Origin of the sequence: Butyrivibrio sp. NC2007 (genome assembly GCF_000421405.1) — a bacterium.
In the GTDB taxonomy this organism is placed as follows: domain Bacteria; phylum Bacillota; class Clostridia; order Lachnospirales; family Lachnospiraceae; genus Butyrivibrio.
This window is the reverse complement of sequence record NZ_ATWY01000023.1, coordinates 25,364-42,717: the sequence shown is the minus strand read 5'-3', so window position 1 is coordinate 42,717 and position 17,354 is coordinate 25,364. Positions and strand designations below refer to the sequence as shown.

The 17,354-nt window shown below is 43.9% G+C and carries 16 protein-coding genes and 1 rRNA gene; all 17 read right to left on the bottom strand.

Annotated features, from left to right (window positions below; translation table 11 throughout):
• Window positions 1-199, bottom strand: a 16S ribosomal RNA gene (locus tag G632_RS0116000); the annotation flags it as partial.
• Between the two features lie 423 nt (window positions 200-622).
• Entirely contained in the window at window positions 623-1,474 is an 852-nt protein-coding gene (locus G632_RS0115995) for a DegV family protein (RefSeq protein ID WP_022770479.1), read from the bottom strand.
• Between the two features lie 13 nt (window positions 1,475-1,487).
• Window positions 1,488-2,345 (bottom strand): hypothetical protein, encoded by an 858-nt coding sequence (locus G632_RS0115990; RefSeq protein WP_022770478.1) that lies wholly within the window; start codon window positions 2,343-2,345, stop codon window positions 1,488-1,490.
• 1 nt (window position 2,346) lies between these two features.
• The gene (locus G632_RS0115985; RefSeq protein ID WP_022770477.1) at window positions 2,347-3,852 is read right to left on the bottom strand and encodes a sensor histidine kinase; all 1,506 of its coding nucleotides are present in this window, start codon (window positions 3,850-3,852) and stop codon (window positions 2,347-2,349) included.
• 7 nt (window positions 3,853-3,859) lie between these two features.
• A complete protein-coding gene (locus G632_RS0115980; RefSeq protein WP_022770475.1) occupies window positions 3,860-4,537 on the bottom strand; it encodes a response regulator transcription factor in 678 nt (225 codons plus the stop codon).
• Between the two features lie 17 nt (window positions 4,538-4,554).
• Window positions 4,555-5,163, bottom strand: coding sequence for a hypothetical protein (locus G632_RS21500; protein WP_022770474.1), 609 nt, complete (start codon window positions 5,161-5,163; stop codon window positions 4,555-4,557).
• A complete protein-coding gene (glgX, locus tag G632_RS0115970; RefSeq protein ID WP_022770473.1) occupies window positions 5,153-7,330 on the bottom strand; it encodes a glycogen debranching protein GlgX in 2,178 nt (725 codons plus the stop codon). Before glgX ends, G632_RS21500 begins: the two co-directional genes overlap by 11 nt.
• 110 nt (window positions 7,331-7,440) lie before the next feature.
• Window positions 7,441-8,853, bottom strand: coding sequence for an oxaloacetate decarboxylase subunit alpha (locus G632_RS0115965; protein WP_022770471.1), 1,413 nt, complete (start codon window positions 8,851-8,853; stop codon window positions 7,441-7,443).
• Between the two features lie 37 nt (window positions 8,854-8,890).
• On the bottom strand, window positions 8,891-10,033 hold the full coding sequence (locus G632_RS0115960; RefSeq protein WP_022770470.1) for a sodium ion-translocating decarboxylase subunit beta: 1,143 nt from the start codon (window positions 10,031-10,033) through the stop codon (window positions 8,891-8,893).
• Window positions 10,034-10,080: 47 nt separating this feature from the next.
• Window positions 10,081-10,443 (bottom strand): acetyl-CoA carboxylase biotin carboxyl carrier protein subunit, encoded by a 363-nt coding sequence (locus G632_RS0115955; protein WP_022770468.1) that lies wholly within the window; start codon window positions 10,441-10,443, stop codon window positions 10,081-10,083.
• A 25-nt stretch (window positions 10,444-10,468) separates the two neighbouring features.
• A complete protein-coding gene (locus G632_RS21495; protein WP_196802302.1) occupies window positions 10,469-11,320 on the bottom strand; it encodes an OadG family transporter subunit in 852 nt (283 codons plus the stop codon).
• Window positions 11,321-11,337: 17 nt separating this feature from the next.
• Window positions 11,338-12,768, bottom strand: a complete 1,431-nt coding sequence (locus G632_RS0115945; protein ID WP_022770466.1) for an acyl-CoA carboxylase subunit beta — start codon at window positions 12,766-12,768, stop codon at window positions 11,338-11,340.
• A 124-nt stretch (window positions 12,769-12,892) separates the two neighbouring features.
• Window positions 12,893-13,462 (bottom strand): SMC-Scp complex subunit ScpB, encoded by a 570-nt coding sequence (scpB, locus tag G632_RS0115940; RefSeq protein ID WP_022770464.1) that lies wholly within the window; start codon window positions 13,460-13,462, stop codon window positions 12,893-12,895.
• A 1-nt stretch (window position 13,463) separates the two neighbouring features.
• A complete protein-coding gene (locus G632_RS0115935) occupies window positions 13,464-14,213 on the bottom strand; it encodes a segregation and condensation protein A (protein WP_022770463.1) in 750 nt (249 codons plus the stop codon).
• A complete protein-coding gene (locus tag G632_RS0115930) occupies window positions 14,203-15,087 on the bottom strand; it encodes a metallophosphoesterase (protein WP_022770462.1) in 885 nt (294 codons plus the stop codon). The genes G632_RS0115935 and G632_RS0115930 overlap by 11 nt, the downstream gene beginning before the upstream one ends.
• Before the next feature lie 124 nt (window positions 15,088-15,211).
• Window positions 15,212-15,388, bottom strand: a complete 177-nt coding sequence (gene rpsU / locus G632_RS0115925; protein WP_013280615.1) for a 30S ribosomal protein S21 — start codon at window positions 15,386-15,388, stop codon at window positions 15,212-15,214.
• Window positions 15,389-15,537: 149 nt separating this feature from the next.
• Window positions 15,538-17,346, bottom strand: a complete 1,809-nt coding sequence (locus G632_RS0115920; RefSeq protein ID WP_155828911.1) for a hypothetical protein — start codon at window positions 17,344-17,346, stop codon at window positions 15,538-15,540.
• Between the last annotated feature and the right edge of the window lie 8 nt (window positions 17,347-17,354).

Genomic DNA, 17,354 nt, shown 5'->3' with positions numbered 1-17,354 from the left:
CGCTTATGCGGTATTATCAGTCGTTTCCAACTGCTATCCCCCAGTATGAGGCAGGTTGCCCACGCGTTACTCACCCGTCCGCCACTAAGATTAAACAAGATTTGACCGAAGTCTCGTCAGCGTCTAATCTCCGTTCGACTTGCATGTGTTAGGCACGCCGCCAGCGTTCATCCTGAGCCAGGATCGAACTCTCACGTTAAAATAAGTTCAATTCCAGCCAGAACTAAAACGTTAGCTTTCGTTCTGTCCGTTATTACTTTTGGTTTGTTACTTCTGAATAATTCTCTTGGAATTTTTCAGGGTTGCATTACTGTTTATTTGTCAAGGTGCAGGAGCCTAGAATCTGCTCCAGTGCTGCGTTTGCGCTGTTTTTTATTCATCAGCGCCGCAACGAATCTAACTATATCACCTGCCAAAAAAGATGTCAACAACAATTTTCAAATTTTTTTAAATTTTTTATATTCAAAACAAAAAAACGGCGCAACCACGCCGTTTTCGAGCCACAACTTTTTTTGAATTTCTTATGCACTGACCTCATTTTCAAGGAGCTGTCTTGAAACAAGGTCTGCAAAATCGCCTTTCATCGCCATAAGTTCCTCAAAGTATAAACAAAGCGTAAATATTATTCCTGCTCCTTATCTATAAACAGGACACCAAGTGTTCCCGGTCCGCAGTGCGATGAAACAACGCTGCCTGCTCTTGTCTCTAAGATTTCTCCGAATCGTTCCATTTTTGTGAGGTAGTCTTTTACCATGATTACAAGTTCGGGGCTGCATCCGGAATGAGTTATGAATACTCGCTCAGGTTTAGCACTCTTTAGGGCATCTTCCATGTCTTTTACATAGTCGCTTATATACTTCTGAGGAAAACCTCTGTATTTATTCTCAGGCCTCATTCCTCCGTCAACTACAGCGATCCTGGGGTGGAGCTTTAGAGCGTTGCCAAAATAAGCTGCAACGCCTGAGCATCTTCCGCCTCTGTAAAGATATGTAAGGGTCTCAACAACAAAGCTGGCCCTTACGCGGGGAATCAGCTTTTCTATATAGTCTGTAATCTCCGCTGCACTTTTGCCGCTTTCCGCCATCTGCGCAGCTTCAATTATCAGAAGTCCTATTCCTGTTGAAAGATTTTTGGAATTTATTACATGAATATGATCCTCCATGGCAAGTTCCTCAGCTGCCAGCATACAATTGCTGTAGCATGAGGACATGGAGGCTGAGATTGTAAAGATAATATAGTCGTCCGCATCATATGTCTTTAGGATATTCATGATGTCATTGACGCTTGGAGCAGCCGTTCCCGGCGTTTTCTCCGTCTCGTCGGACCACTTATAGATGTCGTCGGGAGTGATATTAACTCCGTCCAAATACTCGTCTTCTCCGAGTCTTACATACAAAGGAATAATACCTATGTCGTATTTCTTGATCAGCTCGGGCGAGAGGTCACATGTGCTGTCTGAAAGTATCTTGATCATTGTATTCTCCGTTTTATTTAAGAACTATCGTCTGAGTTTCTCCCCTGATAGTTGCGATCATTCCAAGACTCTCTATCTTAGTTGCTTCCTTTTCACTTATCTGCGTGAGGACCACAACGCTCTCGTGCGCCCTGGAATCTATATTCCCGGAGTATGATGAGAGGTCATTAGGAAGGAAAGTAACCGATGAATAGCCAATATCCTTGCCGTTTAAGATTATCTTAAAGCTAAGTCCAAGCGGAATAAGATTAACACTCTTTTCTGTATCTGATCCGTTATAGAGATCAAAGCGAAGCACTAAAAGCCTTTTGCTCTTATCTGCATTTACTACATAGCTCTTTGAACTCTCGGGATATGTACTGGATACTGAATAGCCCTGATATGACAAGAAGATATCAGGCATGATCTCCTGTGACTCATCAGATGATAAGGTTATTGCATTGGGATCTGATACTTCTGTTGCTTCTTCACTGCTATCGCCTTCAGTAGCTTCTGTGCCCTCAGTCATAGCATCAGGATCTGTTGTAAGCTCCTGTCCTTCAGGCTCTGTCTTCTCTAATGCAGGTTCTGGCTCTTGTACCTGCGCAGGAGCCTGGTCTTTTTGACTGTTCTTGGCTGCCTGTTCTTTTGCAAGTTCTATCTCAGCAGCCCTTGCAGCTTCTTTCTGCCTTTCTTTAAGGACCTCTTTTGCATCCACAACAACCAGTCGCTCCTGGCCGTTATTTGAATACTTCATCAAAAGACCTGCAGCATATTCCACAGTCTGTTTATACTGCTCCTCAGTCAGATCCGGAAATTTCGTTCCGCATCCTGTCATCATGAGCGTTGTCATAACTATTAGTACCGCCTGCAAATACCTTTTTTTCATCATACTATTTTGTCTCCAGTTCAAAATAGAATTCCACACCATTATCGTAATTTATGACACCGTATTTCTGGTGCATACCTTCCATAATAGCCTTAACAATCGAAAGTCCTACTCCGCTTCCTCCGTATTCTCTTGTCCTTGCCTTATCTACCTTGTAGAACTTCTCCCAGATATGATCTATGCTGTCCTCAGGAATAGGTTCTCCCGTATTAAAGACGGATACTCTTACATGATTATCCTCAGTTGTGGTGATCTTGACCTCGATCACCTTCTCTCCGTCTATGTGGTTGATGGCGTTGCTGTAGTAGTTCTGCAGCACTTCCTCAATCTTGAATTCATCCCCCCATACAAATATCGGCGGATAATCTCCGAATTTAACGGTTACATCCTTCTGCTTAGCCAGCATGGATGCGGATTTAAGGTAATTGGATACCATATCGACAATATCAAAACGCTCCATATTGGCGCTCTCATTGCCAAACTCAAGCTGATTAAGTGTAAGGAGCTTCTTGACCATGATGTTCATCTTGGATGCTTCATCCATGATTACTTCACAGTAAAAGTTCCTGCTTTCCTCGTCGTCGTTAATACCTTCCTTAAGTCCCTCTGCATAGCCCTGTATAAGAGCAATGGGAGTCTTGAGCTCATGTGATACGTTTGAGAGGAACTCTTTTCGCATGGTATCAATCTCTTCCTTGCGGGCGATATCCCTCTTTAGAGCAATATTGGCATTCTTGAGTTCCTTGATGTTTGACTCAAGGGTCTCAGAAAGCTCATTCATGTTCTGCCCCAGAACATCTATCTCGTTTCGGTATTCATTCTCAGGTACATATTTAGCTTCGAAATTAAGCTTTTTCATGTCATCTGAGATGTAATAGAGCCTCTTGATTGGGTCAGTTACTTTTTTACAAATATAGAGAATAAGGACAGAACCAACAACGATGGCAATCAGCGCTACATATACCATAAAAGTGTTGGATATGCTAACGTTGTCTCTGATACTCTCCATAGTGGTCCTTACAAGAACCAGATTTCCGTTTCCGACAATGCCCCACATCTCCAGGTATTGTCTGCCTGTCCCCTTATCCACAGTGATCTGAAGAGTATAGTCATCTCCGTAATCTATTATTGTCCTGTCGGACATATTGCTGGCCATTCCTGTTGCAGAGCTTATCATGTTATCCCACAAAACCTTTGCAAGGAGCTCAGCATTGTTACTGGATGTCTTAAGTGTCTTTGAATCAGCATCCAGTACTATCATCTCGATGTTGTATCTCTCGCAGATATGATAGATTTCAACATCGAATTCTTCAGAGGTAATGTCTCCGCTTCCTATGGCCTGAGATATACTCCTGTAGGCAGCTATAATGGCTTCTCTCTTGTTCTGGATATAAAACTTCTCCATAAAGAAGAGGTTAACAACAAGGCACATCAAAAATGTGCCTACCATAGTGCCGATGAATAAAGCACTAATCTCAAATCTCAGCGAATGGATCTTTTTCTTTTTCATTTGGTACTCATGCCTCGAACTTATAGCCCATACCCCAGATGGTCTTGATCATCTCGCCCTTATCGCCGAGCTTTCCTCTGAGCTTTTTAACATGGGTATCAATGGTACGCGCATCACCAAAATAGTCGTAGTTCCAAACGTTGTTAAGTATCTTTTCACGGGAAAGAGCAACTCCCTTGTTCTCAAAGAAGTAAGTTAAAAGCTCAAATTCCTTGTAGCTGAGCTCAACTTCTTTTCCATCTACCAAAACGCTGTGTGCAACCTTATTCAGGACAATTCCGTTTTCCTCTAAAACTTTTTCATTTACAGACTTGCCTGTGGTTCTTCTAAGGATTGCCGAAACTCTTGCTGCCAGGATCTTTGGGCTAAAGGGCTTTGAAATATACTCATCAACACCAAGTTCAAAACCAAGAAGTTCATCCCTCTCTTCGGCTTTGGCTGTCAGCATGATGATCGGTACCTTTGAAGTTGTCCTTATCTCTCTGCATACCTCCCAGCCGTCTCTCTTTGGCATCATTACATCAAGGATAATAAGTGCTATATCTTTGTCAGCATAGAATGTATCAAGGGCCTGCTGGCCATCCTCAGCCTCAAGGACAATGTATCCGTCCTTTGTAAGAAAGTCCTTTACAAGCTTTCTCATTCTGCTCTCGTCATCTACTACAAGTATCTTTAAATCGTCCACTGAAGGTTTCCTCCTGTCTAATTTGTTCCTGTATCCTCATCATAGCCTTTCGTACCTTCAATGCCAAGTCTTTTTTCCGCTTCCCTGACGGCTTTTTCCCTGTCAGAAAGCTCCTGTTCCCATCCGGCGTAGCGATTTGTGATGTTTTTCCTGTAATTTATGATGTTATCGGTCTCCGCAGTGACGGTAATATAGAACATCACCCCAATCAGAATAAGCAGCACAATGTTCAGGATTATCGAGAAGATGGTCTTAAAATTTGCTTCCTTTTTGGGTTCCTGAGGCAGGATTCTCTGCTTCACATTAAGGCTGTCCATGGCGGAGTGCCTTGTCATGGAAACATTCAAAGGGATAGGGATCAGATCTTCCTCCTTATAACCGCTCTCAAGGAGTTTGTGCCTTAGCCCTACCAGATATTCCCAGCCTATGGGAGTCTTGAATATCTTATTTTCAATTGATTTCTCATAAACGGCTTTTATATCGACAGGTCTTGATGCCTTGACCCTTGCCTCAAGAAGATTTATCTTTGATAGGTCCATGGACGCCTTCTGTGCGTCGTTTTCTGATAAAAACTCATACCCGCCAACTATAAACTTTTCTTTGCCTTTTCCTTCATCAGCCGCCATATTCAGCTCCGTAAGATGCTATGAATACATTAACACTTCTGGCCTTAAGGGTCTTGTTGCGCCATGTCATAGGCTTTGGTCTGTTGTAAAAATACTTGCCACCCTCATCTCCGGTATCAACGCAAAGAGCCCAGAAAGCTCCTTCCGGAGGATTTGGAAGCATCATCTGTATATCTTCCCAGTAAGCATTTATGGCAAGATATACGATATCATCATGTCCTTTTTTCTTTATGTAACCGGCAAATCTCACGCAGATAACTCTGGAGTCCTTGGTGATATTGCCGTGGTCAGGATTCTCTGTATGCACGGAAATTGATGGATATCCGCACTGAGCCGGCCTTAGCTCTTTTCTTATACAGGGGTGCTTTCTCCTGAACTGGATCATATTCCTGTAGAAATCAAAGAAGTTCTTGTTCTTATCAAGAAGATCCCAGTTGAGCCAGCTTATCTCATTGTCCTGACAATATGCATTGTTATTGCCAAACTGTGTGTTGCCAAATTCATCCCCGGCATAGATCATCGGGGTTCCTCTGCTGCACATAAGCACAGTTATGGCATTTCTCATCATCCTGAATCTGAGGTCATTAACCGACGGATCATCGGTTTCACCCTCGCATCCGCAGTTCCAGCTTCTGTTGTCGTTGGCTCCGTCCGTGTTATTCCAGCCGTTATCCTCATTGTGCTTGTTGTTATAAGAATACAGGTCATAGAGAGTAAAGCCGTCGTGACAGGTTATGAAATTAACCGAAGAATCGTATCCAAGGTACGATCCGCCGTAAAGGTCCATGGAACCTGTAATTCTCTTGACTGCTTCAGGTGCTGACCAGATATCGCCCTTCAGGTAGGATCTGATATCATCCCTGTACTTGCCGTTCCACTCAGCCCATCTCTTCCAGGCAGGGAAGTTACCAACCTGATACATTCCGCCTGCATCCCAGGCTTCTGCAATAAGCTTAACGTTTCCAAGTATCGGGTCGTATGCAAGCCTCTGAATAAGCGGAGGCTTCTCCATGGGAGCTCCGTCCTGGTCTCTTCCGAGGATACTTGCAAGATCGAACCTGAATCCGTCCACACGATATTCCTCAACCCAGTATCTGAGGCACTCAACGATGAATTCCTGTACCATCGGGTGGTTACAGTTCATGGTGTTTCCGCATCCACTAAAATTGTAGTACTGCCCGTAAGGAGTCAGCAGATAGTATATGTTGTTATCAAAGCCCTTAAATGAGATAAACGGGCCGTTTTCATTGCCCTCAGCCGTGTGATTGAACACAACATCAAGGATAACCTCAATTCCGTTATCCTTAAGGGTCTTTATCATATGCTTAAGTTCAACGCCCTCTTTGTTGTACTCACTCTGAGAAGCGTAGCTGGTATTTGGTGCAAAAAAGCTGATGGTGTTATATCCCCAGTAATCAAGGAGAGTCTTTCCGTTTACCTCTCTCTTGTCTCTGGTCTCATCAAACTCAAAGATCGGCATCAGCTCAACAGCTGTTATACCAAGTCTCTTTAAGTATTCTACCTTCTGTTTGATGCCGTCAAAGGTTCCTCTGAACTTAACTCCCGATGATGGGTCCATGGTAAAGCCCCTTACATGCATCTCGTAGATAACGGAGTCGCACATGGGGATTCCCAGTGAATTGGTATCATTCCACTCAAAGTTATCTCTAACCACCCTTGCCCTGTAGGCTCCGTCGCGATTTGGATTCTGTCCCCATATCCTCTGGCCTGAAACAGCCTTTGCAAACGGATCCAGCAGCAGATGATTCTTATCGAACAAAAGACCTTTCTCCGGCTCCCAGGGTCCGTCAACACTGTAGGAGTACTCGAGATTTTCAATATCAAGGCCAAAAACGATCATTGAATACACTTTACCTATCCTGTAGCTCTCCGGGAAAGGAATCTGCACAAAGGGCTTTATTTCGCCTCTTTTGTACAAAAGAAGGGTTATAGACGTAGCCCCGTTGGAATAGGCAGTAAAATTAACGCCATCAGTAAGCATGGTGGCGCCATTTATGTTGTAGAAGCCGGGTCTGATCCTGTAGCCGTTTACTTCATTAAGGGCAAGGAGCTGCCTTCCCACATCTGCTTTTCTGAGCTCTCTGGGTGCGCTTTCGCCGATTTCTACTGGTTTTTTAGGCTTTGCGTGTCTTCTAATCTCGTCCATAGTTATATTTTACCACTACTGAGGGGTGCAAAGAATAAAAAAAGATGAAATTTTGTACGCAAGCGTAACAAAATTTCATCTTTTTTATTCTCTATAAGGCAAAAGCCAAATTATACGGGATATGCCCCATTCTTAGTATCAGCTGCTGTAATATCAACCTTATCCTTCTGAGCTGCACGATACTTGAAGAAGTCTGTAGCAACCTGAGGGAACAGTGCATATGAGAGAACGTCCTCATCCTGCTCCTTCCACTGTGCAACTTCCTTCTCGAACTCAGGAAGTCCGGGCTCGAGCTTATCAGCAGGTCTGCATGTGATAACCTCTCTGTCGCCGATGATCTTCTTCTGAACTTCAGGGTTGAAAGGCTTGATTGTCTTACCATAAGCACCTGCAAGGAGGTCCTTGGTCTGGTCAGTAGCAACCTTGTATCTCTCGCCCATAAGTACGTTCATAACAGCCTGAGTACCAACGATCTGTGATGAAGGTGTAACAAGAGGTGGCTCACCGAAGTCCTTACGAACTCTTGGGATCTCCTCAAGCACTGCTGTGTACTTGTCGCTTGCATTCTGCTCCTTGAGCTGGCTAACCATGTTGGAAAGCATTCCGCCGGGAACCTGATACATAAGAGTCTTGATGTTAACACCAAGAACCTTAGGATCAAGAAGTCCGCTTGCAAGGCACTCTTCTCTGTAAGGTCTGAAGTAATCAGCAATCTCAGCAAGAACCTTCTGATCAAGTCCTGTCTCGAAAGGCTGTCCCTTGAAGGCCTCAACCATAACCTCTGTAGCAGGCTGTGATGTACCAAGAGCGAAAGGTGAAATAGCACAGTCGATGATATCAACACCTGCCTCAGCAGCCTTCATGTATGTCATGCTGGCAACACCTGAGGTGTAATGTGTGTGAAGGTCGATAGGAAGCTTGGTTGCTCTCTTAAGAGCCTTAACAAGCTTTTCTGCCTCGTAAGGAAGAAGAAGTCCTGCCATATCCTTGATACAGATTGAATCTGCACCCATGTTCTCGATATCTTTTGCAATGTTCATCCAGTACTCTTCTGTGTAAGCATCACCAAGGGTGTATGCAAGAGCGATCTGAGCATGTCCGCCTTCCTTCTTGCAGGCCTTAACTGAAGCCTCAAGGTTACGAAGGTCATTCAGACAGTCGAAAATACGGATGATATCGATACCGTTAGCGATTGACTTCTGTACGAAGTACTCAACTACGTCATCGGGATAATGCTTGTATCCAAGGATGTTCTGTCCACGAAGAAGCATCTGAAGCTTGGTGTTCTTAAATCCTGCCCTGAGCTTACGAAGTCTCTCCCATGGATCTTCCTTAAGGAATCTCATTGAAGCATCGAATGTAGCACCGCCCCAGCACTCAACAGCATTGTATCCAACCTTATCCATTGTATCGATGATTGGAAGCATCTTCTCTGTAGGCATTCTGGTTGCGATCAGAGACTGATGAGCGTCACGCAGAACGGTCTCATTGATGCGAACTGGTTTTCTCTCTAATTCTGCCATATCTAATATCCTTTCTAAGATAATTATTATCTAAATCTTAAACGCCGAAGACGGCCATGAAGGTACCTGCTACTACGGCAGTACCGATAACTCCGGCAACGTTAGGTCCCATCGCATGCATGAGCAGGAAGTTGGATGGATCATACTCTGCACCAACCTTCTGTGATACACGGGCAGCCATAGGTACGGCTGAAACACCTGCGGAACCGATGAGCGGATTGATCTTGCCCTTGGTAATAAAGCACAGGAGCTTACCTAAGAGACATCCTGCTGCAGTACCAAATGCAAAAGCGATAAGTCCAAGAACAACGATGATAAGAGTTGTCTTGTTGAGGAATGCCTCAGCACTTGTTGTAGCACCAACTGATGTTCCAAGAAGGATAACTACGATGTACATAAGTGCGTTTGATGCTGTCTCCTGGAGCTGACGAACAACGCCTGACTCTCTGAAGAGGTTACCGAGCATCAGCATACCGATAAGAGGTGCTGTTGTAGGAAGGATCATACATACAACGATAGTAACGATTACAGGGAAAAGAATCTTCTCAAGCTTGGAAACCTCTCTAAGCTGCTGCATTCTGATGGTTCTTTCCTTCTGTGTTGTAAGAGCCTTCATGATAGGTGGCTGAATCATTGGAACCAGAGCCATGTAAGAGTAAGCTGCAACGGCGATAGGTCCAAGGATTGATGTCTGGTGGAGCTTGGATGCAAGGAAGATAGATGTAGGACCATCTGCTCCTCCGATGATTGATACTGCTGCAGCCTGCTGATCATTAAAGCCAAATGCGATGGCCATGAAGTAAGCTGAGAAGATACCAAACTGAGCTCCGGCTCCCATAAGGAAGCTGATAGGATTTGCAATAAGCGGACCAAAGTCTGTCATAGCACCTACACCCATGAAAATAAGTGAAGGAAGGATAGCCCACTCATCCAAGATATAGAAATAATGGAGAAGTCCACCGGCTGCACCATTTGCCGGCTCTGCCATGATTTCAGGATAAATATTTACAAGAAGCATACCGAAAGAAATCGGTACCAAAAGCAAAGGTTCAAATCCCTTGGCAATGGCCAGGTACAAGAACACGAGCGCTACCACGATCATGATGTAGTTGCCCGGCTCCATTGTTGTAAAGGCTGTCTGTTGCCAGAGATTAGATAATGTATTAACTATGTAATCCATTCGTATCCTCTTTCTGTTTTTTCAAACTTTAAGTTTCTCTGACCTTATTAGTTAAGAGTTGCAAGTACTCTTCCTGCCTCTACTGCATCACCTGCAGCAACATCAATGCTTGCTACTGTTCCGTCCTGAGGAGCTACCATAGGGATCTCCATCTTCATAGACTCAAGAGTAACAACTGTGTCGCCCTTCTTAACTGAAGCGCCAACGTTAGCATCGATTCTGAGAACCTTACCTGCTGCACCTGCCTCGATCTTGATAGAACCTGCGCCTGCGCTGGCCTTCTTAGCAGGAGCTGCAGGAGCCTTAGGAGCGGGAGCTGCTGCTCTTGCTACGGGAGCTGCTCCGCCTGCGCCTTCCTCTACTGTTACATCATATACGTTTCCGTTAACGGTTATTGTATAGTTCTTCATTGTTTCTCCTTTCAAAGCCCAAAGCTTATCTGTTATTCTTCCATTTTGAATTTACTTTTCTGATAGATCTTACTGTGAAGCCATCTGTAGATGCGCTTCCCTCATATGCTGCGATAGCTGCTGCAATAACTGCAACCAGCTCAGCGTCAGAGGAAAGATCCTCTTTGTCAGCAATCTGAGTGATTGTATTATCCATTGCCTTCTGGGCAATTTCCTTATCGCTCTCTTTCTTCTTTCTGCCTGTTCCGGAGATAAGCGGGAACAATGAAATTATAAGAGAAATAATGATAAGTACTGCGAATGCCATTCCCATTCCGAGAAGAGTATTAAGTCCGGCATTCTCAAGCTTCTCTCCTGTGGTCTTATTGACTGTAATACCTACGTCTGTAGGAAGACCACTGTTGTTTAAATACATCTCCATAAGAGCGGAGTGCTTGGTTCCTGTAACTGTGGCGTCAAGTACAAGAACGCCGTCATCATTGATGTAGTAGGTTGTATCGGTTACCTTTACTTCATCAGCAAGTGTGTCTTTTGAAGTAAATCCGATATCCTTAATAGCCTTATACCAGCTATCATATCCGGATCTGCAAACCTCAAAGAAGTCATCGTCATAGGTGATTGTTCCGCCCTGCTGACTTGTAGCTATATCAAAGTACAGCTCCTTCTCGAAGTTCTCTGGGGTTATGTCGCGAAGATACCACTGTTCGAATAACCTGTCCTCGAATATGTTGGCATAATTAGCCATGAAATCCTGGTTGAATTCTTCGGGATTGTATCTGCTACCCTCAACAGTGTTGTAGGTAATCTCTTTTCCACAGGCTGTTAAACCAAGGAGGCAGCTCATAACAAGTCCCAAAACAAGTATTTTATGCTTCATTCTGAGTGCTCCCTTCATTAAACTGTGCCGTGTTTCTTGGCAGGACGCTCATCCCTCTTTGTAAAAAGCATCTCGAAAGCGCCGATGACATACTTTCTTGTGTCAGCGGGCTCGATGATCTCATCTACATATCCTCTTGCTGCAGCGCTCTTAACATTGTTCTGAAGCTGAGCATACTCTGTAGCTGTCTTGGATACTGTCTCAGCATCCTTGCCGTCACAAATGATCTTGGCTGCGATATTTGCATCCATTGTTCCGATCTGAGCATCAGGCCAGCTGATGGTGATGTCTGCACCAAGAGCCTTGGAGTTCATAACAACATAAGCACTTCCAAAAGCCTTGCCGGTTACAAGGTTAACCTTTGGAACTGTTGCGTTTGCAAGAGCAAATACAAGCTTGCCTGCAGCCTTTGCAACGTGCTTCTCATCACACTGTGTTGAGCCAAAGCCTGTTGCATTTGTAAGTGTAAGAACAGGAATATCGAAAGCATCGCAGAAGTTAATGAACTCAGCTGCCTTGTTGCATGCATGAGCTGTGAGCTTGTCACCAAACTTCTCTGCTTCCTTGCCGTTCTCGTCAAAGAGTGCTGTACGGTTTCCTACAAGACCAACGGTTGAGCCGTTAAGCTTAACAAAACCAGTAACCATCTCTTTTGCATAGTCTCTCTTTGTCTCAAAGAATACGCCGTTATCAGCGATCTGACCTGCGATAAGAGCAGGATCTGCTGTGTAGCCGTCGAGATTCTCGCATGCTCTGTTGAGATCATCTGTGCACTCGTCATAGGAATCACCGTCTTCGTTGTTTGAAGGAAGAAGTGAAACGAGCTCTCTGATCTGAGCATAGATTGTAGCCTCATCAGCTACAACATCAACGTTGCCTGCGTTCTCGCTCTGCCACTTGGCACTTGATGTATCAAGCTTCTCTTTGTAGTTGCCATCAAGTACGTTAGGTGAGTTGACAAACATTTTAGCCTTGTCAGACTCCATGAATGTGAAATCTGTAATTGAAGGGATTAAAGCAAGTCCTCCACCACATGTTCCAAAGACAGCTGTTATCTGAGGAACTACACCTGAAGCCTCCACCTGCTTAAGATAAATCTCACCGAATGCATTGAGTGCATCGCTGCCTTCCTGAAGACGAAGGCCTGCTGAATCGATAAGTCCGATAACAGGTGATCCGGTCTTAATAGCCAGGTCATAAAGACGAACGATCTTCTTGGCATGCATCTCACCAATAGATCCGCCAAGTACAGACGAATCCTGGCTGTATACATACACCAGATTTCCGTCAATGACACCGTAGCCGGTTACTACACCGTCTGATGGTGTCTCTTCCTGTTTCAGATTGAAATCTGTGCTTCTTGCGGTCACAAGTGCGCCAATTTCAACGAAACTGTTTTCATCGAGCAAAGCATTTATTCTTTGACTCGCTTGTGAAGAACTACTCATTTGTTTACCTCCATGAATATATTTTTATGCATAAATTCCGCAACTTTAGTCACAGTATAGTATATCACAAAAGTCGGCAAAAAAAAGAGGAGAATGCCAATTAATTCACATTCTCCCTAGGTTTTTAAATATCAAGTTTTAAATTTACCTCTGCTTCGGCCTGTGCCTTGAACTCTTCTACCTGTACAGTGCCTATTGCCGGCAGTTCTTCGATGGAGCGAACTCCAAAACTCCTTAAAAACTCCTCTGTGGTTCCGAACAGAAGTGGTCTTCCCGGAGCATCGAGCCTTCCAAGCTCCTGAACCAGTCCAAACTCCACAAGTCTGTTGACTGCATGATCGCTGTTAACGCCGCGGATCTTCTCAACTTCAAGCCTTGTTATAGGCTGCTTGTAAGCAATTATGGAAAGGGTCTCCATGAGCGAATCGGTCAGTACTGCCTTTTTGGGTGCCTTGGCAATCTTGACCAGGTACTCGTACATCTCCTTTTTTGTGCAGAGCTGAACGGCTTTATCAAGCTCAATGATTCCTATTCCGCTGTCCTGCTTCTCATATTTCTCTTTCAGATATGCAATATAGTCTTTAACCTTTTTGGGCTCCTCCTCCATTGCCTTGGCAAGGGAATTTATCTCAACGGAATCTCCCATGGTAAAAAGAATAGCCTCAACGATGGCTGCGCCTTCTTCTCTGGTCATCTTAGTTTGCCTTTCTGGATGTAATTATTATGTCGCCGAATGTGGTCTCCTGCTCGATCTCTATCTCGCCAAGCTTCATCTCCTCAAGCATAACAAGAAAGGTCACAATGATCTCGGTCTTGCTGTGCTGTTTTTCAAGGAGCTGCCTGAAACTGAATCTCTCGTGTTCTCTGATGTATGCCTTGATATAAAGAGTCTTGGCATCCATGTCGATTTCTTCCTTCTCGATGTTTCCGAACTTACTTCTGATCGGATCCACCTTATCCTCCTGCCTTTTAAGGAGTTCCTGGAAGATTGAATTAAGCTTGGTCAGAGTTGTATCGCCAATAAGGTCTGAAAAGTCAATGGGCATCTCGTAGTCCTTGACTTCCTTAGGCAGGTCTTTTGCCCTGAACCACTGCATGTCGGCATCCATCTGCATGTCCCTGAGTTCGTATGCCATATATTTGTACATCTTGTACTCAAGGAGCTTCTCAACAAGCTCTGCTCTGGGATCCTCTTCCTCGCCGTCCTCATTTACTTCCTTGGGAAGAAGCATCTTGCATTTAATATCGATAAGCGTTGCTGCCATAACCAGAAATTCAGAGGTAACGTCCATGTCTTCCCTCTGCATGGCATTAATGTATGCCATATACTGCTCTGTAATGGTAACGATGGGAATATCGTAAATATCTATCTGATTCTTATCGATCAGGTGCATAAGAAGGTCAAGGGGGCCTTCAAACACCTGAAGTTTGACCTCAAGTGACATTCTTTTTTCCTCGTAGTTTTATAACAGAAATCTCACCCGGATTAAACATCCTCACATGAATTGTGTGAGTTCCGAGGCCTCTGCTGAGTATCATGGTGCTTCCATCCTTCTCATACTTTCCGGCATCGTATTTAGGGAAAAGAGCTATTGCAGGCGATATTACACCTCCAAGAAGCGGAAGCCTTATGATCCCGCCGTGAACATGGCCGGAAAGAACAAGGTCAGCTCCCCAGTCGGCATAGTTTTTAAAATAGATCGGATTATGAGCAATGAGTATCTGATAATGCTCCTTCTCAGCAGTATTTACGCGGCCTAAAAGATTATCGAGATAGTCATCTTCCATATTGGCTTTAACAACCTTCTTAAAAAAGCCAAGGTCAAGGCAAAGACCGGTAACTCTGATGTTTGTTTCTTCTATCATCACAGAGTCATTTTCAAGATACACGGCTCCGGCTCTTTTTAATCTGTTCTTATATCTGTCAAAGAGATTCCCAAAGGAATCTTTATATGTCTTTATCTTCTCCTCGTGATTGCCGTTTGAGATATATACGGGATATCTGGATGAAAGATTCTCCAAAAGTCGCAGCCCCGAATCCACCTCAACATTGTGATGGTTCTTAGTTGCAGTGATCATATCACCCGCGCAGAATATGGCATCCGGCGATATCTTATCAACAGCTTCTATAAGCTTTTCATTGTCCTTCCCGTAAAAATATCCGTGAAGGTCAGTCAGAAATACATACACGAAGTCCCTATCCAGCTTGTCAGTAGTAACTTCATACTCATAAATCTTAAAATTATGAGTGTCGTGATATATGACAATACCGGATAAAACTATCAGTAATGCAATTATGACAATAGTAGAAATCAACATAGGCACTTATCCCAATTCAAACGTAACAAAAAGTATTTTATCACAGCTAAGCACAGATTTGTACTTTGAGTTTTGCAGATACATAAAAAGGTCCCCGGAAAATCCAGGGACCCTTCCAATTGATTTAGTTATATTTGCGCTTTCTTGCTGCTTCAGACTTCTTCTTGCGTCTTACGCTTGGCTTCTCGTAGTGCTCTCTCTTACGGATCTCCTGCTGGATACCAGCCTTTGCGCAACTTCTCTTAAAACGACGCAGTGCGCTATCCAAAGTCTCGTTTTCTTTTACTACTACAGTTGACATCTCTACTCTTACCCTCCCTTCAGTCCCATTAAGTACATGACTGATTGGGTTATTTGCTATGTTTTGAGCCATTTGCTCACATAACATCACATATTATTGCATAAAACCCAAATTCCGTCAAGGGAAAATTTAAATTTCTTTTAGTTATTTTATTCCACTCTCTCAATCCCCAAAAGCTTAAAGCCAAGAGAATTGTTCAGATATGGACGAATATGTGCGATATAAATACCGTTTCCGGGATCTTCTTCATCTCTTTTCTGTTGCCAGTTCAGATCACCCGGAGTAAGTTCATAGACAGGACCGAAGTGATAATCAAAGCACTGTAGCTCTTCGTTATAATCATAGTCTTCAGGACCGTCTACTCTGTTTCTGTTTCCGTATCCGCTGGCATATACCAGTTCATTATAACTTGGACTGTATAACAAAAGTGAAGCACCTTCCGGATAAACACTCGGATTATCCTGCATTACACTATTTACATCTAGTTCAAGCGAAAACATATCACGGAAAAAGGTCTTGGCATATGCAAGGGATCCGCCGAGCAAATTCTTCTCTCCGACAGCCTTGCTGTAAAACTCCTCAAATTCCTCTTTTCCAATCTCACTCTTTAGGTACATCTTGTTAGTACCATCGCCCTGATCGACGATGCAGGCGAATCGCTCAGACTGGATATTTTCATTGTCCTTGTTGATTCCTGCCTTTAAGTACATCTGAAGAAGCAGTGGATCCTTTGAGAGTATATCTTCAAGCTCCTTAGTGGTTCCAACCGGTACAACATACTCCATACCCTGCTGGTCATAGAGGTCTCTGGAGGTAACCATGTTATCCATGATTCCCCAGAAGATATCCTTCTGCTGCTGAGTAGGCTGGAAGTTTGTATAGTTTCCGTCAACAAACTCATCAAAGCTCTCAAGCTTATCAGCTTCTGCCCCGCTAAATCCGCAAAGGTTATACAGAACATAGGAATAATATGCCTTCTGCTTATCCTCTTCCTCGTCAACAGGTCTTGGATAGGTCAGCTTCATCTGATATATTTTTTCGTTTTCTATCCTGCAAAGATCATAAACGCGTTCAGCCTCAGCTCCGCCATCGGCGTAAGCCGTAATGATCACAATGGCATTATCCTTTTCCTTTGAGATCTGACTCTTTTCCACAACAGGTGAAAAGAGCTTGTCTTTCTCGGAACTTATGACCTTCTCCATCATGGCGTCCATGTCTTTTTTGTAATTAAGTCCGTTTTCATAGACGCTAAAAACAGCTGTTGAACCATCCGATCCGGAGAACGTGATGCTTCTTATGATCTTGCCAAAGTCACCATCTTCCTGATTATTCACCATCTTCACATCATTGTAGATATCTGATGGATAGTTAAAAGAAAATCCGGTGATCTCCGAGTCATATCTCTTGTACTTGGTATAGTCAAGCACCTGAGAGTTTTCATAATTGGCACGGTTAGATTTGTACAGGCCAAATTCTTCCATGAGTTGCTGTGGTGAAACCACAGTGCTCTCTTCTGTTGCTGCATCAGGCCCTTCTACTATAACTGCCTGAGACGGTTCATCATTTCCAAGGTCAACTTTGGGCTGTCTGTACAAAAGAGCCAGTCCTATGCCAAGGCACACGACAACGAACAGCACTGTTCCGGAGATAACAAGCCGCAACTGGAGTTTCCTGCTTGATGCTCCTTCATACTGCCCTTCGTTTTCTTCGCCTTTCAGGACATTGTCTATGGGGCCTTCATCAAGGAGTCTGTCCATTTCACCCTCAACTTTCGAAAGCTTATGAAACAGCTCCTCGTACTGTGTCCCCGACATGTCATTGTAGCGATTCTCAGAAGCAAACTTCTCACCGATTTTTTCGATGATGTGCTTTTTCTGAGTCTCGAGCTCTTTTAATTCTTCTTCAAAGGCGTCTTCATTTTGAGTCTTAATTTGTAGTAAATCGAATAGCCCCATCATTTTCCTTT